The organism is Halomonas litopenaei (assembly GCF_003045775.1).
GTDB lineage: Bacteria > Pseudomonadota > Gammaproteobacteria > Pseudomonadales > Halomonadaceae > Halomonas > Halomonas litopenaei.
The window spans coordinates 568,793-594,033 of sequence record NZ_PXNS01000001.1 but is presented as its reverse complement, the minus strand read 5'-3'; the positions used below and the strand labels follow the sequence as shown (position 1 = coordinate 594,033).

The following is a 25,241-nucleotide window of genomic DNA, read 5'->3' as shown; positions in this document are numbered from 1 at the left end:
TTTCTCAACGGGAAGGAAGATATTTCGTCGGATCCTGCGGCTGACCGTCCTTGCGCACCTCGAAATGCAGGCGTACGTCCTCGGCGTCGGAATCGCCCATGGTGGCGATGACCTGGCCTGCCTCGACGACATCGTTCTCGCTGACCTTGAGACTGTCGTTGTGGGCGTAGGCACTCAGGTATTCATCGTTATGCTTGAGCAGGATGAGCTTGCCGTAGCCCCGCACACCGCTGCCCGCGTAGACCACCTTGCCCGGCCCCGCCGCTCTGACAGGTTGCCCCTTTTGACCGCCGATATCAATGCCGGCGGTGATGCTCGAACTCTCGCCGAACTGGCTGACAATCTGGCCGTCGGCCGGCCACTGCCAGGGGACCTCATCGACCGGCGTATAGGTCCGGGACCCGCCGATTGAAGCGCTTTCGCCGCCACTGGAAGACGTCGCCTGGCTGCTGCTGCCGCTGTCCTGCGAAGCGTTGGCGGCCACGGTTTCTGACTGTGCAGAATCGCTAGCCTCGGCCTGCTGCTGTTGCTGTGCCCTGGCCTCTTCCTCGGCGGCCGCCACCACCGATTCCTCGGCTTCGCGCTGGGCGCGTTCGGCCTCATCCTGACTGCTCAGGCTGCCATCGGCGCCGGGGGTGTCGTAGTCGTACACCGGTCCCGGAGCGGTCGCGCTGACACCGGCCACGGCGGCTGCGCCCTGGGCCGCGGTACCGCTGATCTGCTCGGTACTCGCGCTCACGGTCTCGGTGCTGCCGTCCGGCAACAGCCACTCGAGATCCTCGGAGGAGGGCTGAGCGTTCTGACTTTCCTGGCCGAGGGGCGTTGCCACCGCCCCGCCCTGGCCTGCCTGCGCGCCCGCTACCTGCTGGCTACCGGCGCCCGACGACGGGGCTTGACCGTTGGCCGACAGGCTCAGCGTCTGGCCGACGTCGATGCGGTAGGGAGGCTGGATATTGTTGATCCGGGCCAGTTCGCGGAAGTCCATATCGTGGCGCCAGGCGATGCCGTACAGCGTATCGCCGGACTCGACGGTGTACTGCGCAGGCACCTGGGCGGCACGGGCCGACGACAGGTCCTGAACCTGGACCGGCTGGCTCGGGCCCTGCTGATTGACACAGCCGGCCAGGACCAGCGCCAGGCTGGAGATGACGAGAGTCTTATGCATCGTGTGGTGTCTCCTTGTCGGCTGACCGCGTCGAGCGGCTAGCGTTGGCGTCTTCGCGGGCGGCGGACGAAGCGCCAACCCTGGCAACGATGAGGACCACCAGCATGCCGAGGATGGCGAGCAGCGTCACCCCCACCAGCTGCGCGGCCTCTCCGGTCACCGCAGAATAATCCCAGGGGGCCAGATAACGATAGTCCAGCGGGATGACTTGATTGTCACTGCCTAGCTGATAGCGCGTCAGCTCCCGCCAGGGCCAGAGGATCGGCAGCGAGCCCACGATGAAGCCGACCAGCAGCTGCAGGGTGGCGGTGTGATGACGTCGCAGCAGCCACGACAGCAGACGCGAAAAGGTGAAAAGGCCAACCAGGCACCCCAGGGCAAACAGCCCCAGCAGCGGTACATCAAAACCGCGGATCCCCTGCATCACCACGTCGTAGAGGCCCATGCTCAACAAAAGAAAGCTGCCCGAGACGCCGGGCAACAGCATCGCGCTGATGGCGATGGCGCCACCGACGACCAGTACCAGCGAGGGGCTGCCGAGGGCGTTGACCAGCGGCATCAGCGACGGCAGCGCCTGGGCCAGCACCAGTCCCAGCGCCAGCGGCAGCATGTGCCACCAGCGCCAGTCGGCCGGGTGCTTGCCGACCACCAGCGCCGACGCCGCCACCAGGCCAAAGAAGAAGCCGTTGAGCAGCAGCGGATGGCTATCCAGCAGCCACACCACCAGGTGAGCCACGGTGATCAGGCTGGTCAGGATGCCGGCCATCAGCGGAAGCAGGAAGCGCAGGTTCAGGTGAGCGACGAGCCCCCTGACGCCGCCCTGTTTCAGCGCCCCGAAGGCACTGGGACCGAAGCGCTTGATGGTGTGGATCAGCTCCTCGTAGATGCCGGTGACGAAGGCAATGGTGCCCCCGGAGACTCCCGGGACGGCATCCGCCGCCCCCATGCCCGCACCCCGGAGGTAGAGGCCTAGCGAATGTTTCAACGAATTACTCCTTCAAGTAACGGCACGAAGCGTACCGGCTCCAGCCGTTCGAATTCAAAGCGCTCTCCCTCGCGCCTTACACGGGTCAGCCACTGGCGTCCATCGTGCCCTTCCAGCGGCGCGATCAGCACGCCGCCGTCCACCAGCTGGGACAGCAGAGGTTCGGGCAGTTCGCTGGCACAGGCGGTCAGCAGGATGGCGTCGAAGGGGGCGGCCTCGGGCCACCCGTGCCCGCCGTCGGCCAGCCTCAAGCGCGCGTTGTAGGTCTTCAACAGGCGCAGGCGTGAGGCGGCGATACGATGCAGAGCATTGATCCTCTCCACCGACCAGAGTTCCGTCACCAGACGTGCCAGGATCAGCGTCTGGTAGCCTGACCCGGTCCCCACCTCCAGCACTCGCTCGGGCGCCTGCTCGAGGATCAGCTCGCTCATGCGTCCGACGATCCAGGGCTGCGACAGGGTCTGGCCGTGGCCGATCGGCAGCGCGGTATCTTCGTAGGCACGATGCGCCAGGGCCTCGTCAAGGAACAGATGGCGAGGTTCCCGCGCCATCACCTCGAGCACGCGAGACGAGCGAATGCCCTGCTCGCGCATGCGGCTGACCATGCGGTCCCGGGTTCGCTGGGACGTCATGCCGACGCCTCTGAGATCAGGTGAGCGCATCAAGCCAGTCCTGCACATCATCGCGTGCGGCGTGTCGGGTCAGATCGGTCTGCAGCGGGGTGATGGAGACGTAACCCTCCGCCACCGCGGCGAAGTCCGTGTCCGGCGCATCGTCGGCATTTTCCCCCACCGGGGCGATCCAGTAGCGCAACCGTCCACGGGGATCGCGCGTCTCGATGGGGCGTTCGGCGGGGCCACGATAGCCCATGCGAGTGACGCGAAAGCCGCGCAGCTCCTCCCACGGCACATCCGGCACATTGACATTGAGCAGGCTGCGCGGCGGCAGCGAAAGCTGCTCCAGTGCCCCTACCAGGCTCGCCGCCACCCGGCCAGCGGTCTCGAAGTAGCGGTGCCCGACCAGTGACACGGCGATGGCCGTCATGCCCAGATTGCGCCCTTCCATGGCCGCCGCCACGGTGCCCGAGTAGAGCACGTCGTCGCCCAGGTTGCCGCCATGGTTGATACCCGAGATCACCAGATCCGGCGTCTCGTCCCAGACGCCGTTGACGCCAAGATAGACACAGTCGGCGGGGGTACCGTCGACGCTGTAGAAGCCGCTGTCCATGGGGCTGAGCGACAGCGGACGCGACAGGGTAAGGGAGTTGCTGGCACCGCTGCGATCACGATCGGGGGCGACCACCCTGAGCTTGGCATAGGGGCTGAGGGCGTCATGCAAGGCCTTCAAGCCAGGCGCGTTGACGCCGTCGTCGTTGGATAGCAGCAGTCTCCTCATGGTGTATCTCCCTGGTGTTGCTCGGCCACTGGTTGCGCGTCCCCGGTCAGCTCTTCCCCAGGCTGCCTGGCCACAGGCTCCTTCACTAAAGGCTCGTCGACGGACGGCGCGTTGCGAAAGCTCAAGGTGGGGTGATCCATCAGCTCACGCAGCACGGCGGTGGCAAAGGCCCCGGCGGGCAAGCGGAACTCGAGCCACACCGCGTCGCCCTGACGCCATAGACGGGCCTCGGTGGGCATGACTCTCAACGCCCGTCGGGACGCCTTGACCCTGGCCTTCTCGAGTCCGGCGCAAAGCGCCGGCGCCTCGGCCAGGACGTCTTGCTCCAGCGCCTCGGCTCGCTCCCGGGCGCGACTGCCACCGGTCCCCCAGAGTACCCCGGCGGGATGGATGTCGCCTTGCTCGAGGCGCGCCTTCAAGGCGTCATCGGGGCTTTCCACGTCGAACAGGCTGTGGGTACCTTCCAGCATCATCACATCGCCGGCCAGCACCTCTCGCCAGCAGCCCCTGCGCAGACGCTCGGCCAACTGGGCGTTGAACAGGTAGCTGCGAGCGGCGGACAACAGCATGCCCTCGCGGTCATCACGCTTGCGCCAGCCGCGCTCGAGCACCGCACAGGCCTTGCTCAGGTTGCGCCCCTCGTGACCGAACCGCTGGGGCCCGAAATAGTTGGGCACCCCGTCGCTCACCAAGGCCTCGAAGCGCTGTTCGAGCCCAGGGTCCCGAGCCACCTCGCCGGTCAGCTTCAGACGAAAGCGGTTGCCGCGATGGACCCCACGCTTGAGCTTGCGCGGATGACGGCTGGCGGCCTCGACCACATAGCCCTCCGCCGCCAGTCGTGCGTCGAGATCTTTCGGCGCCTCACGCCCCGCAAGATGCACCGAGAACCACTGACGCGTTACCGCCGTGCGGTCCTTCATGCCGGCATAACCGACGTCGCGGCGACTCACCTGACACTGGTGGGCCAGGGTCGAGGCGACCCTGGCGGTGGTGGTGTCACGCTTGGCGATCCACAGCCACAGGTGCTCGCCCTGGCCCTCAGGAGCGAACCCAAGGTCCTCCTCGACCTGGAAATCCTCGGGGGTTTCCCGGTAACGCCCAGCCATCGGGGCGCCGAAACGCTCGTCCAGATAGCGCGGCCAGTCCGGGGGCCAGACGATGGCATCGCTCATGTCGATTCGGCCCTCGTGACACTGGCGCCAGGGTCCCCGGCGGCGCTGGTGGCATCATTGTCAATGGCCGCCATCAGCACCACCGCCTCGGCGGCGATGCCCTCGCCACGCCCGGTGAAGCCGAGACGCTCTGTCGTGGTGGCCTTGACGTTGATGGCGCCCCTGTCGATGCCCAGGTCCTCGGCCAGGGCGTCGCGCATGGCACCGAGATGCGGTGCCATCTTCGGCGCCTGGGCCATCAGGGTGGCGTCCAGGTTGGCCACCCGGTAGCCGGCCTGCGCCACCCGTGCCACCACCCGCCGCAGCAGGTCGCGACTGTCGGCGCCCTTCCACTCAGGGTCGGTATCCGGAAACAGGTGACCGATATCACCGAGGGCGCAGGCGCCCAGCAGCGCATCACTGATGGCATGCAACAGAACGTCGCCATCGGAGTGCGCCACGAACCCCCGATCGAAGGGCAGTCGCACGCCCCCGATCATCAGGTGGTCACCCTCGCCGAAGCGATGGACGTCGAAGCCGTGGCCTATGCGCAGGGGCAGCAGCATGTTCATGAACTCTCGTGCAGATCCCGGAGCACCGCGTCGCCGGCCAGGATCAACTCGGCCAGGCGCAGGTCCTCGGGGTGGGTGATCTTGATATTGTCGCGGCGACCGGCGACCAGTCGGGGCGCGCGGCCCAGGGCCTCCACCGCCGACGCCTCGTCGGTGATCCGGCCGACACCGATGCCGTCCGGCGCCAGCGCCCGGGCCAGAGCTTCCTGAAGCAGAGCAAAGCGAAATGCCTGGGGCGTCTGGGCCTGCCACAGACCCCGTCGGTCCTCGGTGTTCGCCACCGCCCCCTGGCCATCGTCACGCTTGATGGTATCCGCCACCGGCGAGGCCAGCAGCGCCCCGTCAGGGCTCGCGAGGGCAGCGTTGTAGAGCCGTGACAGGTCATCGGCGCTGACACAGGGGCGCGCCACGTCGTGCACCAGCACCAGGTCATCGGGGGCGCCTTGGGCGGCGACCGCCGCCAGGGCATTGACCACGCTGTGCACGCGCTCGGCGCCGCCGGCCACCCGCTGCCAGTCGGTAAAGGGGACCAGCGCCGGGTCGAACCAGTCGTCATCGGGCGCCAGGCACAGGCACAGCCGCGCCTCGGGAAAGCTCTGATGCAGCCGCGCCAGGGTATGCGCCAGCACCGGTCGCCCCGCCACTTCGAGATACTGCTTGGGGCAGGTCCCGCCGACCCGCTTGCCGACGCCCGCCGCCGGCACGATCAGCCACAGTCGGCTCATTCACTGGCCCCCTGGGCAGATCCCGGTGTCGGTTGGGCCACCGGGGCGACGTCGGTCTCGACCCCGGGCACCCAGAAGAACTGCTCGTCGGTGCGCACCATGCCCACATCGCTGCGAGCGCGTTCCTCGATGGCATCGAGACCGGTCTTGAGGTCCACCACCTCGGCGCTAAGGCGAGCATTGCGATCGCGCAGGGGCTGGTTTTCCGCCTCCAGCGCCGCCACCCGCCCGCTGACTTCATTCATTTCCATGACACCGCCCTGGCCCAGCCACAGTCGATACTGAAGCAGGGCGAGCAGTGCCAGCAGCACTATCGCCAAGGTCTTGAGCATGCAGGTACCGTCGACATTCGATTCGGCGCCTAGTATGCCATCGCCGCCCGGTCGGGGGCGAGTCGCGGGTCGGCCCATGTCACGATGGCCAGGAGAGCGCATCAAGACCAGAGGCACCAACGCAATCGGCCGACCCCGAGGGTCAGCCGACTCACTGGCGAGCGTTCTTGCGCTGGTTAAATGCCAACCGCTCTATAGCTGGAACGGCATACGGAAGGTCAGGCTGATATCCGAGGCGTCATCGGTCATGCCGATGCCCAGGTTGGTGACCACCGAGGTGGAATCGGTCATGGCGTAGGTGCCACCGATATTGAACACCCCGATAGTGGCGTCACTGCCGATAACCTCGGTCTCATTGCCACCTTCCGGAGTAATCTCGGTCTTGCGGATATATTCGTGGGAGTAGGACAACGCCAGACTCAGCCGCTCATTCAAGGCAAAGGCGGTACCGAAGCCTGCGCTGATGCTGTCACCCAGATCCACATCGGCGCGCTGATCACCCTCACCCGCCGAAATATCGTCGAAATCTTCCTCGATATTGTAGGTGTAGCCCAGGTTGGCGAAGACGATGGCCGGGTCCAGAGTCTTGAGTACCGACACCCCGGCAGTCACGCCCCAGACGCCGTTGCCGGTGGGCAATTCCTTGGGAACCGACAGGTTACCGGCGGTATCGGATTGCTCGATTTCGATGCCGTAGGGGTCCTTGCCGGTGGGCGCACGCACCCCCAGACTGACCACCACGTCGGGCCTCTCCACGGTCTCCGGCAGCAGCCGGTAGGACAGGCTCGCCGAGATATCACCTAGCCCGGCTTCATCGACGTCATCCTCCACATTGCGTTCTGTGGAGAACTCACCACCGATGGACTGGATGGTGGTGGTGCGATAGACGAAGGGCACATTGATGCTGGCTTCCAGCCGATCGGTCAGGCCATAACGGGTATTGATATCCAGGGTGGTAATGTGGGTCTCGACATTGTCGAGATTCAGCTCGCCGAGAAAGATGGCGTCCAGTGCCAGAAAGCCGCGTAGTGCCAGGCTATCCCGATCCGAGTAGGTGTAGGTGATCCCGGGTTCGATGGTCAGGCGATCGGAAAACAGCGCGTGCTCCTCGCGGAAAATATCCTGCACGCTGCGCGAGGCCTCCTGGGATTCCAGCGCTTCTTGCTGTTCGGCTCCGACGGTCTGTTGTGCAAGAGCAGGCGCCGCAGCACCGGCCAGTAAAAGGCCCGCCAACGGCGGGCAGAGCGTCCTGTTGATGACGATATTCACGTCGATCTCCTTGTCCCCGAATGAAATCGTTTGTACTTCTTGTCGAGCGTCTACTGCGCCCTTCTGCTCCCCTTCCAGCAGGGTCCCCCGACACTCCTGGTAAAGTGTAGTCAAATTGTGCGTTTACGACGGCCAAATCCTTCATAGCTGTCAACGCAGTGCCGCCGCGGACTTGATGCCGCTGAGCATGCCGGGTACCGCCCTGTCTCCCACCCCGGCCTGGTTACCCATATACAGCTGCAGCCGGGTCAGGTTGCGCACCTGCTGCATGTTGCTGGAGAGCTGGATCGCCTGATTCAGCCCGCCGCCGGGTACAATGGCCTGACTGATGCTGCCCATACCCGGAATGTCCACGGATACGCTCATGTTGTTGCCAACGGCGGATACCGCGATGGTACTGCCGGCGATGGAGCGGGTCAGATTGCCGCTGGTGTCCGGGCTCACTCCACCGAAGCTCGAGGCGTCCATGACATCGATGACCAGGTCATTGGCGGCGACGTTGAAGTCCCCCCCCGCCTGGATCGACTGCACCACGCCGGAGGCGTTGGCGGTGCCCCGATCGACTATCGTTGCACCGTTGCCAAGACTTGCCAGACCCGCGGCGCTCTCCACCACGGTAATGGTGGGCTGGAAGCTCACCGTGGGTTGGCCTCGACTCAGATCACCCAGCATCTGCGCCCCGGCAGATAGATGATCCCCCGCCGCGGTGCGCCATTCGCTGACCATCTGCACCCCGAAAAACATCAGGCGCCCCTTATCGGCGAAGCGCCCGCGCTGTTGTCCCAGTTCACTGTCGGATAGCTGACGCGCCTCGCTGAAACCCTCGAAGCGGTCAAAGTCGGTGGTGGCAGCCAACGCTGCCGGTGCGCCCAGAGCCAACGACAATGCCAACAGCATTGCCCAGTATTTCAGCCCTGGTCCCCTGTCATGTCCCATCATGGTGTTGCCCCCTGATCGACGGCGCCTTCCTGCTCGCCGCTGAGCCTTGCCGAAAGAGCGTTATCGTTATCAGAACAGTTCAGCGTGACGGAAACCGAAGTCGATCATCTGCTCGCGTGAGACGGGCGAAAACACGTCCTTCATTCGATGCGCCGTCAAAGGCTGGCGCGGATCGAGCAAGGCGGTATAGCGATCGAAGCCGTCGCCCACCACCGCGAAGATGATATTGTTCCAGGCGGCCATGAATTCGTCCCGGGACATCACCCGGTTGCCCAACGCCGGATCACCGATATAGACGCGATCTGCGCTGGCCTTCTTCATGACCACGAAGTGTTTGTAGCCGTTGAGGTCCAGTAGGACGATCACCGGAATTGAGACGTCATCCAGGGTCTCGGCGTCGACTTCATAGCCGCGCCCGCGCAGGCCCAGGGTCTCGACATAGTTCTTCAGATCCAGCAGGGAGAAGCCCTGCTGCTGTACCAGCTCCAGGTCGGCTACCTCCAGCATCCCCGCCAGCACGTCGTGCTCGGTGGTGTCGGGACGTTGGTAGGCGTACTTGAGCAGGGTGGCCAGCGAAGCGGCACCACAGGAAAAGTCGGTGCGCTGCTCGACCAGATTTTCGTAGCGACGCTCACGGATGGACTGCACGTCCTTGTTGATCACCGTCCCCGGCACGATCCCTCCCAGGCGAATGGTGGCAGCCTGGGTGTTGCCGAGTGGTAGTGCGAGGCCGATGGCCAGTGCCGCGGCCAGCGGCCAGCGTGGCAGTGTCATGACCTGTCCCCCGTATCCAGATGGTGAGTGTCGTATTGGCCAGCTTCTTGGTGAGCTTTGGCGGTCGTGTCTTGTTGGAAAGATCCCCGACCCAGATGGGCCGGGGAAGTACCGATTGGATCGAACGGATTACTGCGCTTCGCCCGCGCCACCGCCGGTGGCTGCGCCGCCCATGCTGGAGGCAATCGACAGCGAGTTGCGCTGCATGTTGCCGGTGCCGGAGGCGATGTTGACGCCGATGTTGCCGGTGGCGCCGCGCAGGGCATTGCCGCCCAGGGTGGCAGTATTTTCCTGGTAGACCAGCACTTCATTGAAGGAGTTGCTGGAACCGGAAGCGGTGCCGGCCAGGCCAATCAGACCGGCCTCGACGAAGCCGAGAGAACCGCCTTCTTCACCCTCGAAACGACCGTCGTTGCCATCCGGGCCCTGGTCGTCGAAGTCAGCATGGCCCCACAGGGACTCGCCGCCGGGGTGGCTATCGCCGCCCTGCCAGATTTCCGGATAGACGTCGTTGGTCTGCTCCCAGTTGCCCTCGTAGCTACCGACACCGCCACCGATGTAGCCACCGCCCAGTACCACGCCGGCGCTGAACTCGGAGCCGCTTTCCAGGGTCACGACCTGTCCTGCGGTGGTGGTGCTGTTGTTGTAGCTGGCCTGGACGCCGCCGGTGGTGGCGTCGGCGCTGCCGCTGGCGGTGTTGACGGCTGCCGCCAGGCTGTTGTGCTGGGCGTTGCCGATACCAGCCGCGACGTTGACGCCGATGTTGCCGCTGGCGTTACGCAGGGCGTTGCCACCCATCAGGGCAGTGTTCGGGCTGCCGGTGATGCCAGTCATGTTGTTGGAGGTGGACTGGAAGGAGAAGGAAGCCGCCTGGCCGAATACGGTGGCCGCGTCGGAAGACGACAGCGCGGCGTCGTTGGCCTGCTGGTTGTTGTCACCGGCGGCCACGTTGGCACCGATATTACCGGCAGCACCCTGCAGGGCATTGCCGCCCAGGGTCGCGTCATTGGTGGTCAGGTCTTGCGTGGCATAGTTGTTGTCGCTGAACTGCTTGCTGTCCACGGTGGCGCCGGAGTAGTTGTCATCTGTAACCAGGGCTCCACCGAGCGCACCCAGCCGCTTGTAGGTGTGGGAATCGTTCTTGATATGAACGTCGTAGCGGTTGTTGACGTCGGAATCCATGTAGGAATCGGTGTCAAAGCTGTTGTCCGCCAGTGCCGCCGGTGCGACCAGAAGTGCAGAGATGGCCAGAGCGAGCGGTGCTTTTTCGAAAGTTTTCATGATCGTTCTCCTGAATGAACCGTACTGTCTTTTCACTGCTTTTATTGACGTCACTCGTTGTCTTCCACGCTTGCTCTATTGGTTGAAGCGATAGCTGAAGCTGTTGCGAGTGGCGTTCCCCGTGCCGGCTGACTGGTTGACCTGAATCACTCCTCTGGCGCCCCCGAAGGTACTCTCATCGATCTCGAGATTCCGGATGGCGCTGTCGGAGCCATTGCTGCTCGACCCATTCAGCCCCTGCCTTGGTGCCAGCACCTGTTGCAGACTGTCGTCGCTCAGGCCGCTGACCGTGCTCCCCAGAGCCATGCCGAAGCTGTTGCTCTGAAGGTTGCCTATCCCCGCCGCCTGGTTGACGGACATCCACCCGGAGGCTCCACTAAAGGCGCCCTCCCTGATGGCGGTGCCCACCTCCATGCCGGCGAGTCGTTCGTCGATGCGCACCTGCTGCACCAGACGATTGTTGATGGTGGCGCCATCACCGATGGCCAGGGCGCCGCTGTTGGACTGCAGATTCTGGTTGCCCGCGGCCTGGTTGGCCGCCGCGACACCACTGACACCGCTGAGCGCCTGTCCGCTGATCACGCTGCTGCTGCGCAGGCCGCTCAGGTCCTGGCCCTGGGCCGGGTCCGGGCTCACCATCACCAGCCCGAAGGCGGCGGTAAGCACCAGGCTGCGAGTCAGCCGTACCGGCACGAATGAAGGCTTGAAGATCCGCATGATCAGCGCCTCCCGCCGGTCAGGGGCGCCAGCGCGCCAGTCACGGTATTGGCGATACCCGAGGTCGCCCCGATCACGCTGCCACCGGCTGCCGATCCGCCACCGACCGAGGTCGCTACCCGATTGCTGCTGCCCAGGGGGCCGGTGCCGAGATTGGCGCCGGTACCCAGGGCGCGGTGCATCTGACTCATGCCGCGGCCTACGCCGGCGGAGATACTGGCCGCCCGGGTGTCATCGAGCATGATCGCGGAGACCCCACCCATGCGGGTGTGAACGCTGCCGGTGGCGCTGCGCGCCATGTTGCTGCTGTGCATCAGGTCGGCACGGCCACGAATCGGCCCGCTTTCGCGATTGACGTAGCCGAATGGCGCAGTCTCGACCTCTCGCAGCATGATGATCTCGCCGGGCTGGACGCCGGGGCGAAGATCGGCGCCGAGGCTCTGGTCGGTCCCCACACCGACCAGGCCCACCGCTACTACCGCTGCGGCCAGGGCCAGACGCCACTGGCACGTCACGGCGTTCCCGCTCCCCCCTTGCCCTTCTTTGTGCTTCAGGTGTCCCATGGTGATCACCAGTCCCGTTGCGTAGTGACGTTGGCGCTCTGACGGTTGTTCAGCCCGTTGGCTGCGCGATGGCTGCTGTCGTCGCCCCCGCCTCCGGCACCTCGTCCCGGCCGTTCGTCCCAGAGGATGACGCCGTCGGCGTCGATTCCCTGCTCCGGCACGAAGCGGCCTCGAATTGTGTCCAGCGCCCCGTCATTGACGAGGTGCTGCTCCCCGGGAGCGCCGAACACCTGCTGCTCGTCGAGCATCGCGGTGTCCGATCGGGCCGACATGGATCCGGTGGCGGCCAGCGCCACACCGATCGCGATGGACGCGCCAAGGACTAGGGTCCGGCTGTTTGCGATCGTCTGGTTCATGTCGGCGTCTCCTCGGGTCCTGTTCCCGTTGCAGTGTTTCTCCTGCACAAAGAACAGAGCAATCGCCGTGCCAACTTATAATCTGTTGATTTATAGGCATTTTTATTTTTGTGCGAAATGAAGAGTGTTAAGCGGATGAAACAACGCACCTTCAGCCGATGAGAAAAAACAGCACAAAACATCGTCAACTATCTGTTTTGTCGGTGGTTTTCCAAAAAGTACCGTTACTGGTACAGCACAGAACTGAGCGATAGCGACAAACAGGCAAAGCGACGCTGCCAGCCTGGCACTATCGTGCTGAAGGGCCCGCGAGGCGGGGGTTTCAGAAGAAACAGCAAAAAAATGTGGCAGGGTGTGTTCAAGGACGACATTCGCGTTACGAGGGAAGCCGGCACCTTGTACGGATGGGGGAGAAATGTCAGAAATCGCATGATTGAGCACAGTTAAAACTGACCCATCAACAAGCAATATACTGATATAAAAGGTATTTTTTAGACATTCACCACTTCAACACTGTCCTTCTGGCCAATGTTTCAACAAAGCAACACTTTTGCGCCAGGCCCATTTTTCGGGAGTACGAAGCATCAGCTTCGTCCGCATAGCGTCGACATCTTGCCGCGATCTCTCAACGTCGATAATCGGATCCGGATGTCAGAGCGCAGATACAAGGGTGATAGAAGGACGCAGATACCAGGGTGATAGAAGGACCCAGATGCCAGGGCGATAGAAAGCCCCCAGATAGCAGAGCACTGGAACCTGGATGCAAAAAGCCCCGCTTGCAGCGGGGCTATTAAAGAGTGGTTTGCCGAGAGGTCATATAGCCGAGATGTCATATAGAGAGAAGAGAGCGCTGCGAGGAGAGACCTGCCGATAACGCCTCTTCACTATCGCTCGAACAGAATCAATGACACCAGGCCGTCAGGAAAAGGCGGCCTCCTGGGGAGGCGTACGTGAAATACCGTGCTTGTCGAGCAACCGATAGATGGTCACCCGGGAGACGCCAAGTTCCTTGGCGGCGGCGTTGACCCGGTACTTGTTGCGCCCCAGCGCCGAGAGCAGCGCATCACGCTCGGCTTCCTCGCGAACCTCTTCAAGCGTTATCTGGTGGCGGTTCAAGCCACGCCGTTCGATGCCGAGGTCCTCGGGCTGGATCAGGCGGTTTTCGCACATCACCATGGCCCGGCGAACCCGATTGATCAGCTCGCGGACGTTGCCGGGCCAATGGTAGCGCTGCATCACCGAGAGCGCCTCTCGGGAAAAGCCTTTCAGACAGGAGGCCTTCTCGCAGGAGAAGCGCTCGAAGAAGAAACGCGCCAGGATCTCGATATCTTCCGAGTGCTCGCGCAAGGCAGGTACCTGCACCTGGAGCACATTGAGCCGGTGATAGAGATCCTCCCGAAAGCGTCCCTCCTTCACCGCCAGCTCGAGATTGACGTGGGTCGCGGCGACGATGCGCACGTCCACCGGAATATCCTCGAGCCCACCGACGCGCTGGATACAGCGCATTTCCAGAAAGCGCAGCAGGTTGACCTGAAGCTCCAGCGGCAGGTCGCCGATCTCGTCGAGGAACAGGGTGCCACCGTCGGCCGCCTCGATACGACCGATCTTGCGTTGCGAGGCACCTGTGAAGGCGCCCTTCTCGTGGCCGAACAGCTCTGACTGAATCAAATGCTCGGGCAGGGCGCCGCAGTTGATGGCGTGAAAGGGCTGGCGCGAACGCGTGGAGCGCTCGTGGATGGCCTGGGCCGTCAGCTCCTTGCCGGTACCGGACTCCCCGCTGATGAACACCGGGGCATCGACCACCGCCACCTTGCGGATGGTCTTGAACAGGTTCCACATCACCGGCGTCGTACCGACGAACTCGTACTCGCTGTCTTCGGCGGCGGCCGACATGCGCTGTTCTTCACGGTCGCGCTGCTGCAGCATCGACAGTTCCGCAGCGTGCTCCATCAGGATCGACAGGCGTAGCAGATCCACCTGGGGCGACACCAGGGAGTGGCTCAGGTGGGCCATGATGCGACGCATCTCGGGGTCGTCACACTGATCCGAGGTGCCGACCGCGATCCAGGGCCTTTCGCTTTTCAGGATCAGCGGTTCCAGATGGCGCAGGTCCTGACAGGACAGGTCCTCCAGTACCATGATGCCGACCCGGCAAGGGTCATCAGGCTGCAAGCGGCAATCCGACAGCGGCGACACCAGCGGATGCATCTGCCAGCCACTCGACTGCAATCCCTCCAGCAGGTGGCCGGCACGACCACCGGGGTCGCCGATCCACCAACTGCAACGTTGCTTGACGTCCATCGCCTGTCCCCTGAACCCAACCGCCCGCAGACACCAGCAACGATCGGACTGTCGCGCCAGCGCGACTACGAACCCGACCGCCCTCGATCCATCTGCGCCTGCGTAATGTAATCGTTATCTCACATGAGTATCGGTTGAATCATAGCACCGTATTACGCTCTACCTCGAAACGGTAGTCCACGGTGGGCCGCCGCCACATACAGTTCGAGCTGTCGGGCTTCCTCTTGACAAAATCGCGCTACCGCATCGTTGAGGCGGGGATCATTGACATGATGCAAGGACGTCAGCCGGCGGGGGACGAAGCCCCGGGACACCTTGTGCTCACCCTGGGTTCCGGGGTCAAAGCAGTCGAGGCCTCGCGCAAGGCAGTGCTCGATACCCTGGTAGTAACAGGCCTCGAAGTGCAAACAGTCGGCCAGCACCTCGCTGCCCCAGTAGCGACCGTAGAGGGTTCGAGTTCCCTGAAGGCAGAGCGCGGCGGCCACCGGGCGGCCTTCAACAAAAGCTTGAACAAGCACAAGGTTTTCCGGCATATGACGGCGAAGCCGCTGAAAAAATACCTCGCTTAGATATCCTGTCGTACCTCTTTCGAGATAGGTGATGCGATAGCAGCGAAAGAAGTGGCGGATCGCCGCTTCGTCGATCTCGCTGCCCTCGAGGCGCCGCAGTTCGATGCCCTGGTCGGCGACACGGCGACGCTCGCGTCTTACTTCCTTGCGCCGTTTCGATGTCATCGCCGCCAGGAATCCCTCGAAGTCGCCGAAGCCCTCGTCTCGCCATTGAAACTGCACGCCGCTTCGGGCGATCAGGCCCGGACAGGCCTGTCGCCAGGCGGCCACCTCCGAGTCCTCGGCAAACAGCAGATGCCAGCCCGATAGCCCGGGGTCGTCTTGCCACTGGCTCGCCAGCATGGCCATGACGGTCTGCTCGTCTTCACCTTCTGCCAGTGCCAGGCGCGGGCCTGGCGCCGGGGTGAAGGGGATCGCGCTCACCGCCTTGGGGTAGTAGCGCCCCCCGGCACGCTCCCAGGCATCCGCCCAGCTCCAGTCGAACACGTACTCGCCCCAGGAGTGCTCCTTGAGGTAGTACGGCAGCAGGCCTACCAGTCGCGCCCCTCGCCACAGCGTCAGATGTCGAGGCTGCCAACCGGTGCCCTCCCCCACCGCACCGGTGGCCTCCAGCGCATCGAGAAATTCGTGACGGGCAAAGGGGTGGTCCGGGTCCACCAGGGCGTTCCAGTGCTCGGCCGGCACCTCGGCGACGGTCTCCAGGCACTTGACCGAAAGACCTTCCTCGGCGTGGCCGCCCTGTTCTTGCTGCGGGGATGATGGCGTCACAACCCACTCCTTGCACTTTGCGATTCAGCCACAGAGTGCCAGACTTTGGAGGTGCTCGTCGCCGAGATCGTCGAAGGCGGCGACCACCGGCCACTCCCTGTAAAAAAACTACATATTCGACCAAAGCACTCGGTCAAGGGGGAGGAAATTGGCTTTTTATTTGGTAAAGTTACGTACCTGACCCGCATCAACACGTCTGAGGTTGACCATGGCTAGCCAGCAAGCTTCTTCGCTCGATCCCACCGTCGCCCGCGTCACCGAGCGCATCCGTGAGCGCTCTCGGCAAAGGCGCGCCCTCTACGAAGAGCGCATGGAGGCCCAGCATCGTCGCGGCGTCCATCGCTCCGAACTGTCCTGCGGCAACCTGGCCCACGGTTTTGCCGCGTGCGGCAGCGAGGACAAGAATCAGCTCAAGCTGATGAATAGCGCCAACCTCGGCATCATCTCGTCGTACAACGATATGCTGTCGGCGCACCAGCCGTTCGAGACCTTTCCCGAGGTGATTCGCGAAAGCGCCCGCCAGATGGGCTCTACCGCCCAGTTCGCCGGCGGAGTGCCGGCCATGTGCGACGGCGTCACCCAGGGCCAGCCGGGCATGGAGCTGTCGCTGTTCTCCCGCGACGTCATCGCCATGGCCACCGCCGTGGGCCTGTCGCACAACATGTTCGACGCCGCCCTCTATCTTGGCGTGTGCGACAAGATCGTGCCGGGCTTGTTCATCGGCGCGGCGCGCTTCGGCCACCTGCCGACTACCTTCATCCCGGCCGGGCCCATGCCCAGCGGCCTGCCCAACAAGGAAAAGGCCCGCGTCCGTCAGCTGTTCGCCGAGGGCAAGGTCGGCCGTGACGAGCTGCTGGAAGCCGAGTCCGAGAGCTACCACAGCCCCGGTACCTGCACCTTCTACGGCACCGCCAACTCCAACCAGCTGATGATGGAGTTCATGGGGCTGCACCTGCCGGGCGCTTCCTTCGTCAACCCCGGTACCGACATGCGCGAAGCGCTGACTCGTTTCGCCACCGAACAGACGATCCGCAATACCGAGCCCGGCGGCGACTACCGCCCGTTCTATCGCCAGATCGACGAGCGTGCCATCGTCAACGCCATGGTCGGCCTCTTGGCCTCCGGCGGCTCCACCAACCACACCATGCACCTGGTGGCCATGGCCGCGGCGGCGGGTATCACCATCAACTGGGATGACTTCTCGGAGCTGTCCTCCGCGGTGCCCAGCCTGACCCGGGTCTATCCCAACGGCCAGGCCGATATCAACCACTTCCAGGCCGCCGGCGGCATGAGCCTGCTTATCCGGGAGCTGCTCGGTGCGGGCCTGATCCACGGCGACATCCCGACGATATTCGGCACCGACCTGACCGCCTACACCCAGGAGCCCTTCCTCGAGGATGGCAAGCTGGTATGGCGCGAAGGCCCCCTGGAGAGCCTCGACCCGGACGTGCTGCGCCCGGTATCCAACGCCTTTGCCGCCACCGGTGGCCTCAACGTGCTCGAGGGTAATCTCGGCCGTGGCGTCATCAAGGTGTCGGCGGTAGAGGCTCAGCACCGGGTCGTCGAGGCGCCGATCAAGATCTTCGAGGAACAGAACGACCTCAAGGCCGCCTTCGACGCCGGCGATCTCGACCGTGACGTCATCGTGGTGGTGCGCTTCCAGGGCCCCAAGGCCAATGGCATGCCCGAACTGCACAAGCTGACCCCCTACCTGGGCGTCCTGCAGGATCGCGGCTACAAGGTTGCCCTGGTCACCGACGGGCGCATGTCCGGTGCCTCGGGCAAGGTACCTGCGGCCATCCACATGACCCCGGAGGCGCTGGACGGTGGCCCGCTGGCCAGGCTGCGTGATGGCGATGTGGTGCGCCTGGACGCCGACAAGGGCGAGCTGTCTGTCGTGCTCAGCGACGCCGAATGGCGGGATCGTCCCAAGCGCGTGGCCGAACTGGACCACTACCATGTGGGTCTGGGTCGCGAGCTGTTCGGCGGCTACCGTCACCTGGCCATGGGCGCCGAGGAAGGCGCCGGCGTCTTCGGTGGCTTCGAGGCCGACGACCTCGAGCGCCAGCAGGGACAGATCCACGACGAGGACGCCTGAGTTCGCCCATGACACGCCAAGCGCTGATCGGGGACATCGGCGGCACCAACGCACGCTTCGCGCTGGTGTCGCCGGGCAAGACTGCCCCCCACGACATCCTGACCCTGCCCTGTGCCGACTATCCCGGCGTGGTGGAAGCTGCCCGTGACTACCTCGAGCGGGTGGGCGCCAGCGGCGAGAAGGCCCCGCGGGAGGCGTGCCTGGCGTTCGCCTGTCCGGTGCACGCCGAACGGGTCAGCATGTCCAACAATCACTGGAGCTTCCTGAAGGGCGAGGTCAAGCGTGACCTTGCCCTGGATGACTTCAAGGTCATCAACGACTTCATGGCTCAGGCGCTCGGCGTCCCCCACGTCGATTCGCATGATCTGGTCAGCATCCAGACCGGCGAGGCCGAAGGGCACGCCGCTCGACTGGTCATCGGACCGGGCACTGGCCTCGGCATGGCTGGCCTCTTCCCGGCACGGCGCGCCTGGGTGCCACTGCCCAACGAGGGTGGCCATGCCAGCTTCGCGCCCACCGACGAACAGGAGCTCGAGATCTATCGACGCCTCCACCGTCGCTATGGCCGGGTCAGTGTGGAACGCATCCTGTGCGGCCAGGGCCTGCTCGACCTTTACCGAGTACTGGCCGAGATCGATGGTCTGGAGGCCAGCGCCAGCACGCCGGCTCAAGTCACCGAGGCCGCCAACCGCGGCGACCCGCTGGGGCGTGATACCATTCTGCGCTTTCTCAAGATCCTCGGCGACGTGGCGGGCGACGCTGCGCTGACCCTGGGTGCGAGAGGCGGCGTCTACCTGTGTGGTGGCATCGTGCCACGGCTGATCGACTGGCTGCCTCACAGTGGGTTTCTCAGCGCCTTCTGCAACAAGGGAAGGATGCGCCCTTACAACGAAGCCATCTCCATCCAGGTGGTCACGGCCCCGTGGACGGGGCTGCTGGGCGCCGCCGAGGCGCTCCACAACGAGGAGGTCGAATGATTCCGGCAACGCTCAAGACACGTATCGACGAGGTAGAGGGCCAGGGGCACATCCACTGGGCCGGCCGCGACATCTGGGTGGCCAACGAGAGCTGGGGCCAGCTGGCGATCTCGTTGCAGGGCGCCCAGGTGCTTCACTTTCAACCTGCGCCCGACGCCACGCGAGCCGCAGGCGCATCTCCCGCGCCCGACCCCACGCGAGCCGCAGGCGCTTCTCCCGCCAAAGCCACCGTCGACAGCGGTGCGGATGATCCTCTGGTGCCCGCTGGCTGGCTGTGGGTGACCCCCACGCCCCAGGACGTGCCGGGTGCGATTCGTGGCGGCATCCCCCTGTGCTGGCCGTGGTTCGCCGACGAGAACACCGCCGACGAGTCCCCCGACCGCTCCGGCCCGATGCACGGCCCGGCGCGCAAGGCCGACTGGCAACTGGACGCGGTGGACGAGCACGAAGACGGCGTCGAGGTGCACCTGTCACTGCCACAGCGCCTGCACAGCCAGTTGCATCCCCGTGCGGTGGTCCAGGCCAACGCCCAGCGTCTGCACGTGGAGCTGATCACCGAGCACCTGGGCGAGACGCCGGTGAAGATGACCGCCGCCCTGCACAGCTATCTGGCGGTGGATCAGGTCTTCGCCTGTCGCGTCGAAGGCCTCGTCGGGGCCCGCTACCTGGACAAGCTCAAGGGCTTCGCCGAGAGCGAGCAGGTGGGTGAGCTCGGGGTCCGTGAAGGCGTCGATCGTATCTATCATTCCAACGCCGAGGTGGTGCTCGATGACGGCCAGCGCCGCCTGCGAGTGGCTCGCCAGAACAGCGACTCGGTGGTGGTGTGGAATCCCGGCGAGACACCCAACCCGGACACCCCGCTGGACGCCGCCCGCCGTTTTCTGTGCGTCGAGTCCGCCAACACCCGCCTCGATCCGGTGTGGCTGGTACCCGGCGCCCAGCATATGCTCGGCACCACCCTGTCGCTGGCCGACAACCACTGATCGACGAGGAATCCCGCCATGACCCCCGTGATCGCCTTTGGTGAAGCCCTGGTCGACATGCTCTCCAGTCGTCTCGGTGATGCCGCCGAGGGACCAGAGACCTTCACCCCCTACGCCGGTGGCGCGCCGGCCAACGTGGCCGTGGCCTGTGCGCGACTGGGACTGACCAGTCGCTTTCTCGGCATGCTGGGCGACGACCACTTCGGCGACTTCCTGGCCCGTGAGCTCGAGCACCACGGCGTCGACGTCTCCGGCGTATCACGCACCCGCGAGGCCCGCACCGCCCTGGCCTTCGTCTCCCGCGACGCAGACGGCGAGCGCACCTTCGACTTCTATCGTCCTCCCGCCGCCGACCTGTTGTATCGCACCGAGCATCTGCCCCATGGAGTGTTCAGCGAGCCCGCCATCGTCCACCTGTGTAGCAACAGCCTTACGGACGATGCCATCGCCGCCACCTCCCTGGCGATCACCGAGATGGCCTCCCGGGCAGGCTGTCTGGTCAGCGTCGATGCCAACCTGCGTCACAACCTCTGGCCCGAGCACAGCATCGACGTCGGCCTGGTCACCCGCCTGCTCGACCAGGCTGACCTGATCAAGCTGTCCACCGATGAACTCGACGCCCTGCGGGGTGATCACCCGCGTGACGACTGGCTGGCCGAACGCCTGGCCGCCGGTGCTCGCCTGATCGTGATCACCGATGGTCCCGGTGCGGTCGCCGCCCACACCACCCAGGGCGTCAAGCGCATGACACCGCCGCCGGTCAAGGCGGTCGATACCACCGCCGGTGGCGATGCCTTTATCGGCGGTCTGCTGGCGGCTCTGGCCGACCACGACTGGCAGCGCCCCAACTGGCAGCACGACGAGGCCTTCCTCGAACGCGCCCTGACCCTGGCCTGTCGCTGCGGCGCCCACGCGGTGACGCGCCCCGGCGCCTACGCGGCCCTGCCGCGCCGCGAAGACGTGATCGACAGCTGACATCATGACAACCTCGGGTGACCCGAAAGTCCCCCGCCGCCATGCCAGGGCTTATCGCCTCCCCGCCCTGGCATGGCGCCAGCGATTGACCCGCCTGTGGACGATCAGCGGCAGAAAGATGGCAGCCACCGCGCAGCCCTGGAACCAGGCCAGACGATAAGGGTGCGCCCATGAGCCCGAGTGTCCAGTCAGGATCCCCGTGAAGGTCAGCACGATGGCCGCGGTGATCGTTGCCGCCAACCACTCGAGCCTGACCCAGCGCCGCGACCAGCGGTACACCACGACTCCTTCGACCAGCGACAGCAACACAACCCCCCACGAGTAGTAGCCCAGGGTCATCCCCCAGGACACACCACCCCGGTACTCCCTGCCCAGGTGATCGGCGATCTCATGACCGACGCTGTACCCCACCACCAGAAGCAGAAAGCGCAATCCTGGTAGTCCAAGCACGCGGTAAAGCAATCCTAGGTTCATTGACGGCCTATTCCATCACTGCGTTGACGGCTTGAGTCAGGCCAGGTCCCTGGCCTTTACCAGATGCCTTCCGGCTGGCGCGCTGATGGCGCCCTGCACCAGCGCCTCGGCGATGCGGGCCACCGGACTGGGTCGCCACTGGCGTGGCAGCAACGGACGCAGACCGCGAGAAAGCGCGAGCCCCAGGCGCTCGGCGTGGCGCACCTCGGCGCGCTCGCCGTCGATCAGGCCCGGCCTGACCAGGGTCAGGCTCGGGTAGTCGAGTTTGGTCATTTCGGCTTCCAGTTCGCCCTTGACCCGGGAATAGAAGAAGCGCGAGCCGCGATCGGCGCCCAGTGCCGAGTTCAAGGCAAAACGCTCGGCACCGGCGGCTCTGGCGTGGCGGGCAAACCACAGCGGCAGCTCGAGATCCACACGTCGAAAGGCCTCTCGCGAGCCGGCGGCCTTGAGGGTGGTGCCCAGTGCGCAGATCACGCCATCCGCCTTCCACAACTCGTCATTCCCCTCCAGCGCCGGTGCATCACCTCGTCCAGTCTTGTCCGGTCGCAGTGACTCCAGATCGGCGAAATCGACGACCGGGGCGGCTAGCCTTGGGTGCTCCAGCGTCAGCGGTCGGCGTACCGGTGCCCGCACCTCGGTGACGTCGGGATGGGCCAATGCCTGGCGCAGCACCTCGCTACCCACCAACCCCGTCGCGCCCAGTATCAACAGTTTCATAGGTTTTTCTCCGCTCGCTCAGGCAACCATCATCCCATGGCGGCGGACAAAAAAAATCCGGCCAGAGGCCGGATCAAGGACAGCACCAGCTGTCGAGAGAGCACATGGATAGGCATGACGCCCTTCCGGTGCAGAGAGCTCAGGAATCATGACGAAGCGGCCAGCGCCGCTTCGTCATCGAGCATTCGGTGATGGCTTCAGTGATGGAAACGATCCGCGGCTTCCTTGGCCAGGGCGCGGATGGCGTCCCAGTCACCGGCGTCGACCAGCGACTTCGGGGTCAGCCAGGAGCCGCCCACGCACATGACGTTAGGCAGCGCCAGGTACTCGGAGGCGTTGCCCAGGTTGATGCCGCCGGTGGGGCAGAAGCGAGCCTCGCCAATGGGGCCGGCGAAGGCCTTGAGCGCCTTGACGCCACCGCTGGCTTCGGCCGGGAAGAACTTGAAGCGACGATAGCCGTACTGCCAGCCGGTCATCAGCTCGGAGATGGTGGCCACCCCCGGCAACATCGGCACCGGGCTCTCGACGCCGTAACGGTAAAGCGCCTCGGTGGCGCCCGGGGTCACCACGAAGTCGGCACCGGCCTGCTCGACCTGACGATACTGGGCAGGTGTCAGCACGGTACCGGCGGCGATGCTGGCCTGGGGCAGCTCCTTCTTCAGCCGGGCGATGGCCTCGATCGCGCAGTCGGTGCGCAGGGTCACCTCGAGCACGCTGAGACCACCTTCGACCAGGGCGCGGCCCATGGGCACGGCGTCCTCGATGCGATCGATGACGATCACCGGGATCACCTCGGCCTTCAGGCAGATGCTGTCGAGCTCGGTGGTGCGGGTAGACGGAAGCTGTTTTTCAATGGTCATGAGCGTGGCTCCAGGAAATCAGGGCGCCCAGTAGACGGCCAGCGGGCAGCTAAGAAAGGCACGAATGGGCAGTTCACGTACGTTGTCACCGGCCATGGCGCTTCCCAGCACGGCGCGCTTGTCGTCACCGGTCAGGTGCAGGTAATGGCGGCGGGCATGGTGCAGGCGCTCGGCGCTCAGGGTAATGCGCGCCTGGGGCTGGCTCGGTGTGCGCACCGCCACCACATGGGCATCGGTGCTCAGTGCCAGGTCCAGTTCGCGACTGTCAGGAAAAAGTGAGGCGGTATGGCCATCGCCGCCCATCCCCAGGATCACTACCGATGCCGGCCAGGACAGGCCCTTCAGTCGCTGGGCGACCTCGTCGGTGCCTTCCTCGGGGGTATCGTGTTCGGTGGTGAGCGGGACAAAGGTGGCCGCCTCGGCCCGGTTGATCAGCAGGTGCTTCCTGACCAGCCGGGCGTTGGAATCGTCGGCCTCGGCAGCGACCCAGCGCTCGTCGGCCAGGGTCACGTCGACCCGATCCCAGGGCAGTGTTTCCCGGGACAGTGCCTCGAAGAACGGCACCGGGGTGGAGCCGCCGGACACGATCAGCAGGGCGCGATCCTGGGACGACAGATCCTCGCGCAGCGCCGTGGCCACGGTCTGGGCCAACTGGTGCGCCAGTTGCTCTCGGGGAGACGGAGAAAGTTGCTCGCTGCTCATGTCAGTAGTCCTCGTACCAGCTGCGTCCGTCCTGGGTGATCATGGCGATGGAGGCCACCGGTCCCCAGGAGCCTGCCGGATAGCGGCGCGGCGGCTCGTCACGATCCTGCCAGGTAGCGATCAGCTCGTCGCACCAGTGCCAGGCATGCTCGACCTCGTCACGCCGAACGAACAGGTACTGCTGGCCCTTCATGACTTCGAGCAGCAGACGCTCGTAGGCGTCGGGGATACGTGCCTTGGGGAAGGCGCTGTTGAAGTCCAGGTGCAGCGGGCCACGGCGCAGGCGCATGCCCTTGTCGAGACCACTGTCCTTGGTCAGCACCTCGAGGCGGATACCTTCCTCCGGCTGCAGCCGGATGATCAACTTGTTGGCGGCCAGCGCCCGCTGATCCGGGTCGAAGATATAGTGCGGCTGCTGACGGAAGTGGATCACGATCTGTGACAGCTTCTCGGGCATGCGCTTGCCGGTACGCAGGTAGAAGGGCACGCCGGCCCAGCGCCAGTTGGACACCTCGGTCTTCATCGCCACGAAGGTCTCGGTATGGCTGCGGGTATTGGCGCCTTCTTCCTCGAGATAGCCGGGTACACTGGTGCCGTCGCTGGTGCCGGCGGTGTACTGTCCGCGCACCACGTCACGTCCGATCATGTCGTCGGTGAATGGCTTGAGCGCCTTGAGCACCTTGACCTTCTCGTCGCGGATGGCGTCGGCGTCGAGGTTGGCCGGCGGGTCCATGGCGATCAGGCAGACCAGCTGCAGCAGGTGGTTCTGGACCATGTCCCTGAGCTGGCCAGCCTCGTCGAAGTAGCCCCAGCGGCCCTCGATGCCGACCTTCTCGGCCACCGTGATCTCCACGTGGGAAATATGGTTCTGGTTCCACTGGGTTCCGAACAGCGGATTGGCAAAGCGCAGCGCGATCAGGTTCTGCACCGTCTCCTTGCCCAGGTAGTGGTCGATACGATAGACCCGTGACTCGGGGAACACCGCCCCCACCGCATCGTTGACCTCCCGCGACGACTCCAGGTCGTAGCCGATCGGCTTCTCCACCACCACGCGGCTTTGCTCGTCCAGGCTGCCACTGGCCTCGAGGTGGCGGCAGATATCGCCATACAGGCTCGCCCCCACCGCCAGATAGACCACCAACGGGCGCTGCTGACCGCCCTGCTCACGCCACTCGGCGATGGCGCCATAGCCTTCCACCGTGGTGAAGTCCACCGACAGGAAGGACAGGCGATCGAGGAAACGGGCGACCACCTTGTCATCGAGCTCGCTCGACTTGACGTATTCCTTCAAGGAGCCATGGATGCGCTCGCGGAAGGCCTCCTGGTCGATGTCCTGACGCGCCAGGCCCAGCAGCCGGGTGTCGTCATGCAAGAGCCCCTCGCGGTCCAGCTGGTAGAGCGCCGGGAACAGCTTGCGGCGAGACAGGTCGCCCAGGGCGCCGAACAACGCCAGATCGATGTCGGTACGCTCGGCGTCACCGGATCGGGTGTGTCGTGTCATAACCGTCCTCGTTTGGTGGTAGACCCCTGGATATCGCAGAAGGCTATCGAGCGAGATGTGTCCTGCTTACCGTCAGGGTATCTAAGTTTACA

At 64.7% G+C, this 25,241-nt stretch carries 26 protein-coding genes; 4 read left to right on the top strand and 22 right to left on the bottom strand.

Annotated elements, in window-relative coordinates; genetic code table 11:
- Positions 1-4: 4 nt before the first annotated feature.
- The 17 genes from C6W88_RS02770 to C6W88_RS02690 form a co-directional block, all read right to left on the bottom strand.
- Positions 5-1,165 (bottom strand): peptidoglycan DD-metalloendopeptidase family protein, encoded by a 1,161-nt coding sequence (locus tag C6W88_RS02770; protein WP_108131382.1) that lies wholly within the window; start codon positions 1,163-1,165, stop codon positions 5-7.
- On the bottom strand, positions 1,158-2,111 hold the full coding sequence (locus C6W88_RS02765; RefSeq protein ID WP_108131381.1) for a DUF368 domain-containing protein: 954 nt from the start codon (positions 2,109-2,111) through the stop codon (positions 1,158-1,160). Before C6W88_RS02765 ends, C6W88_RS02770 begins: the two co-directional genes overlap by 8 nt.
- Positions 2,112-2,146: 35 nt before the next feature.
- A complete protein-coding gene (locus tag C6W88_RS02760; protein ID WP_045991033.1) occupies positions 2,147-2,812 on the bottom strand; it encodes a protein-L-isoaspartate(D-aspartate) O-methyltransferase in 666 nt (221 codons plus the stop codon).
- The gene (surE, locus tag C6W88_RS02755; RefSeq protein WP_045991032.1) at positions 2,799-3,545 is read right to left on the bottom strand and encodes a 5'/3'-nucleotidase SurE; all 747 of its coding nucleotides are present in this window, start codon (positions 3,543-3,545) and stop codon (positions 2,799-2,801) included. The genes C6W88_RS02760 and surE overlap by 14 nt, the downstream gene beginning before the upstream one ends.
- Positions 3,542-4,717 (bottom strand): tRNA pseudouridine(13) synthase TruD, encoded by a 1,176-nt coding sequence (gene truD / locus C6W88_RS02750; RefSeq protein WP_071211075.1) that lies wholly within the window; start codon positions 4,715-4,717, stop codon positions 3,542-3,544. Before truD ends, surE begins: the two co-directional genes overlap by 4 nt.
- On the bottom strand, positions 4,714-5,250 hold the full coding sequence (gene ispF / locus C6W88_RS02745; RefSeq protein WP_045991067.1) for a 2-C-methyl-D-erythritol 2,4-cyclodiphosphate synthase: 537 nt from the start codon (positions 5,248-5,250) through the stop codon (positions 4,714-4,716). Before ispF ends, truD begins: the two co-directional genes overlap by 4 nt.
- 14 nt (positions 5,251-5,264) lie before the next feature.
- On the bottom strand, positions 5,265-5,993 hold the full coding sequence (gene ispD / locus C6W88_RS02740; RefSeq protein WP_045991031.1) for a 2-C-methyl-D-erythritol 4-phosphate cytidylyltransferase: 729 nt from the start codon (positions 5,991-5,993) through the stop codon (positions 5,265-5,267).
- The gene (ftsB, locus tag C6W88_RS02735; protein ID WP_045991030.1) at positions 5,990-6,325 is read right to left on the bottom strand and encodes a cell division protein FtsB; all 336 of its coding nucleotides are present in this window, start codon (positions 6,323-6,325) and stop codon (positions 5,990-5,992) included. The genes ispD and ftsB overlap by 4 nt, the downstream gene beginning before the upstream one ends.
- Positions 6,326-6,517: 192 nt before the next feature.
- Positions 6,518-7,594 carry a transporter gene (locus tag C6W88_RS02730; RefSeq protein ID WP_231498461.1) on the bottom strand — a complete coding sequence of 359 codons (1,077 nt, stop codon included), beginning with the start codon at positions 7,592-7,594 and terminating at the stop codon, positions 6,518-6,520.
- A gap of 150 nt (positions 7,595-7,744) precedes the next feature.
- The gene (locus C6W88_RS02725; RefSeq protein ID WP_124802684.1) at positions 7,745-8,533 is read right to left on the bottom strand and encodes a hypothetical protein; all 789 of its coding nucleotides are present in this window, start codon (positions 8,531-8,533) and stop codon (positions 7,745-7,747) included.
- Positions 8,534-8,602: 69 nt separating this feature from the next.
- Positions 8,603-9,307 carry a C39 family peptidase gene (locus C6W88_RS02720; RefSeq protein WP_108131380.1) on the bottom strand — a complete coding sequence of 235 codons (705 nt, stop codon included), beginning with the start codon at positions 9,305-9,307 and terminating at the stop codon, positions 8,603-8,605.
- Positions 9,308-9,436: 129 nt separating this feature from the next.
- Positions 9,437-10,588 (bottom strand): FapB/FapC family functional amyloid domain-containing protein, encoded by a 1,152-nt coding sequence (locus C6W88_RS02715; RefSeq protein WP_108131379.1) that lies wholly within the window; start codon positions 10,586-10,588, stop codon positions 9,437-9,439.
- A 75-nt stretch (positions 10,589-10,663) separates the two neighbouring features.
- Positions 10,664-11,305 carry a FapB/FapC family functional amyloid domain-containing protein gene (locus C6W88_RS02710; RefSeq protein ID WP_045991028.1) on the bottom strand — a complete coding sequence of 214 codons (642 nt, stop codon included), beginning with the start codon at positions 11,303-11,305 and terminating at the stop codon, positions 10,664-10,666.
- Between the two features lie 2 nt (positions 11,306-11,307).
- Positions 11,308-11,820, bottom strand: coding sequence for a hypothetical protein (locus C6W88_RS02705; protein WP_045991027.1), 513 nt, complete (start codon positions 11,818-11,820; stop codon positions 11,308-11,310).
- Between the two features lie 53 nt (positions 11,821-11,873).
- Positions 11,874-12,224, bottom strand: a complete 351-nt coding sequence (locus tag C6W88_RS02700) for a hypothetical protein (protein WP_045991026.1) — start codon at positions 12,222-12,224, stop codon at positions 11,874-11,876.
- Between the two features lie 918 nt (positions 12,225-13,142).
- Entirely contained in the window at positions 13,143-14,525 is a 1,383-nt protein-coding gene (locus tag C6W88_RS02695; protein ID WP_231498460.1) for a sigma-54 interaction domain-containing protein, read from the bottom strand.
- 152 nt (positions 14,526-14,677) lie between these two features.
- Positions 14,678-15,862: a GNAT family N-acetyltransferase gene (locus C6W88_RS02690; RefSeq protein ID WP_108131378.1), complete on the bottom strand. Its 1,185-nt coding sequence runs from the start codon at positions 15,860-15,862 to the stop codon at positions 14,678-14,680.
- Positions 15,863-16,070: 208 nt separating this feature from the next.
- On the opposite strand from C6W88_RS02690, the gene edd reads away from it, so the two are divergent.
- From edd to C6W88_RS02670, 4 genes are read left to right on the top strand one after another with little or no spacing between them, the layout of a single operon-like run.
- Positions 16,071-17,960 (top strand): phosphogluconate dehydratase, encoded by a 1,890-nt coding sequence (gene edd, locus C6W88_RS02685; RefSeq protein ID WP_045991024.1) that lies wholly within the window; start codon positions 16,071-16,073, stop codon positions 17,958-17,960.
- An 8-nt stretch (positions 17,961-17,968) separates the two neighbouring features.
- Positions 17,969-18,937, top strand: a complete 969-nt coding sequence (gene glk / locus C6W88_RS02680) for a glucokinase (protein ID WP_108131377.1) — start codon at positions 17,969-17,971, stop codon at positions 18,935-18,937.
- Positions 18,934-19,920 carry a D-hexose-6-phosphate mutarotase gene (locus C6W88_RS02675; protein ID WP_045991022.1) on the top strand — a complete coding sequence of 329 codons (987 nt, stop codon included), beginning with the start codon at positions 18,934-18,936 and terminating at the stop codon, positions 19,918-19,920. The genes glk and C6W88_RS02675 overlap by 4 nt, the downstream gene beginning before the upstream one ends.
- Before the next feature lie 18 nt (positions 19,921-19,938).
- On the top strand, positions 19,939-20,895 hold the full coding sequence (locus tag C6W88_RS02670; RefSeq protein WP_045991021.1) for a carbohydrate kinase family protein: 957 nt from the start codon (positions 19,939-19,941) through the stop codon (positions 20,893-20,895).
- Positions 20,896-20,946: 51 nt separating this feature from the next.
- Here C6W88_RS02670 and C6W88_RS02665 read toward each other — a convergent pair whose 3' ends face one another.
- From C6W88_RS02665 to zwf, 5 genes are all read right to left on the bottom strand, one after another.
- Entirely contained in the window at positions 20,947-21,369 is a 423-nt protein-coding gene (locus C6W88_RS02665) for a hypothetical protein (RefSeq protein WP_108131376.1), read from the bottom strand.
- A 36-nt stretch (positions 21,370-21,405) separates the two neighbouring features.
- Complete coding sequence (locus tag C6W88_RS02660) at positions 21,406-22,086, bottom strand: Rossmann-fold NAD(P)-binding domain-containing protein (RefSeq protein ID WP_108131375.1); 681 nt, start codon at positions 22,084-22,086, stop codon at positions 21,406-21,408.
- A 197-nt stretch (positions 22,087-22,283) separates the two neighbouring features.
- Positions 22,284-22,946, bottom strand: a complete 663-nt coding sequence (locus C6W88_RS02655; RefSeq protein ID WP_045991018.1) for a bifunctional 4-hydroxy-2-oxoglutarate aldolase/2-dehydro-3-deoxy-phosphogluconate aldolase — start codon at positions 22,944-22,946, stop codon at positions 22,284-22,286.
- An 18-nt stretch (positions 22,947-22,964) separates the two neighbouring features.
- Entirely contained in the window at positions 22,965-23,648 is a 684-nt protein-coding gene (gene pgl, locus C6W88_RS02650) for a 6-phosphogluconolactonase (protein ID WP_108131374.1), read from the bottom strand.
- 1 nt (position 23,649) lies between these two features.
- Positions 23,650-25,149 carry a glucose-6-phosphate dehydrogenase gene (gene zwf / locus C6W88_RS02645; protein ID WP_045991016.1) on the bottom strand — a complete coding sequence of 500 codons (1,500 nt, stop codon included), beginning with the start codon at positions 25,147-25,149 and terminating at the stop codon, positions 23,650-23,652.
- Between the last annotated feature and the right edge of the window lie 92 nt (positions 25,150-25,241).

Bases quoted from the DNA above. Each gene is read 5' to 3' on its own strand.
- C6W88_RS02655 (WP_045991018.1), bottom strand. From the start codon at position 22,946: ATGACCATTGAAAAACAGCTTCCGTCTACCCGCACCACCGAGCTCGAC.
- C6W88_RS02770 (WP_108131382.1), bottom strand. From the start codon at position 1,165: ATGCATAAGACTCTCGTCATCTCCAGCCTGGCGCTGGTCCTGGCCGGC.
- zwf (WP_045991016.1), bottom strand. From the start codon at position 25,149: ATGACACGACACACCCGATCCGGTGACGCCGAGCGTACCGACATCGAT.
- C6W88_RS02710 (WP_045991028.1), bottom strand. From the start codon at position 11,305: ATGCGGATCTTCAAGCCTTCATTCGTGCCGGTACGGCTGACTCGCAGC.
- C6W88_RS02765 (WP_108131381.1), bottom strand. From the start codon at position 2,111: ATGGGGGCGGCGGATGCCGTCCCGGGAGTCTCCGGGGGCACCATTGCC.
- pgl (WP_108131374.1), bottom strand. From the start codon at position 23,648: ATGAGCAGCGAGCAACTTTCTCCGTCTCCCCGAGAGCAACTGGCGCAC.
- surE (WP_045991032.1), bottom strand. From the start codon at position 3,545: ATGAGGAGACTGCTGCTATCCAACGACGACGGCGTCAACGCGCCTGGC.
- truD (WP_071211075.1), bottom strand. From the start codon at position 4,717: ATGAGCGATGCCATCGTCTGGCCCCCGGACTGGCCGCGCTATCTGGAC.
- C6W88_RS02670 (WP_045991021.1), top strand. From the start codon at position 19,939: ATGACCCCCGTGATCGCCTTTGGTGAAGCCCTGGTCGACATGCTCTCC.
- C6W88_RS02760 (WP_045991033.1), bottom strand. From the start codon at position 2,812: ATGCGCTCACCTGATCTCAGAGGCGTCGGCATGACGTCCCAGCGAACC.
- C6W88_RS02675 (WP_045991022.1), top strand. From the start codon at position 18,934: ATGATTCCGGCAACGCTCAAGACACGTATCGACGAGGTAGAGGGCCAG.
- C6W88_RS02665 (WP_108131376.1), bottom strand. From the start codon at position 21,369: ATGAACCTAGGATTGCTTTACCGCGTGCTTGGACTACCAGGATTGCGC.
- ispD (WP_045991031.1), bottom strand. From the start codon at position 5,993: ATGAGCCGACTGTGGCTGATCGTGCCGGCGGCGGGCGTCGGCAAGCGG.
- ftsB (WP_045991030.1), bottom strand. From the start codon at position 6,325: ATGCTCAAGACCTTGGCGATAGTGCTGCTGGCACTGCTCGCCCTGCTT.
- C6W88_RS02660 (WP_108131375.1), bottom strand. From the start codon at position 22,086: ATGAAACTGTTGATACTGGGCGCGACGGGGTTGGTGGGTAGCGAGGTG.
- C6W88_RS02725 (WP_124802684.1), bottom strand. From the start codon at position 8,533: ATGATGGGACATGACAGGGGACCAGGGCTGAAATACTGGGCAATGCTG.
- C6W88_RS02715 (WP_108131379.1), bottom strand. From the start codon at position 10,588: ATGAAAACTTTCGAAAAAGCACCGCTCGCTCTGGCCATCTCTGCACTT.
- edd (WP_045991024.1), top strand. From the start codon at position 16,071: ATGGCTAGCCAGCAAGCTTCTTCGCTCGATCCCACCGTCGCCCGCGTC.
- C6W88_RS02720 (WP_108131380.1), bottom strand. From the start codon at position 9,307: ATGACACTGCCACGCTGGCCGCTGGCCGCGGCACTGGCCATCGGCCTC.
- C6W88_RS02700 (WP_045991026.1), bottom strand. From the start codon at position 12,224: ATGAACCAGACGATCGCAAACAGCCGGACCCTAGTCCTTGGCGCGTCC.
- glk (WP_108131377.1), top strand. From the start codon at position 17,969: ATGACACGCCAAGCGCTGATCGGGGACATCGGCGGCACCAACGCACGC.
- C6W88_RS02695 (WP_231498460.1), bottom strand. From the start codon at position 14,525: ATGGACGTCAAGCAACGTTGCAGTTGGTGGATCGGCGACCCCGGTGGT.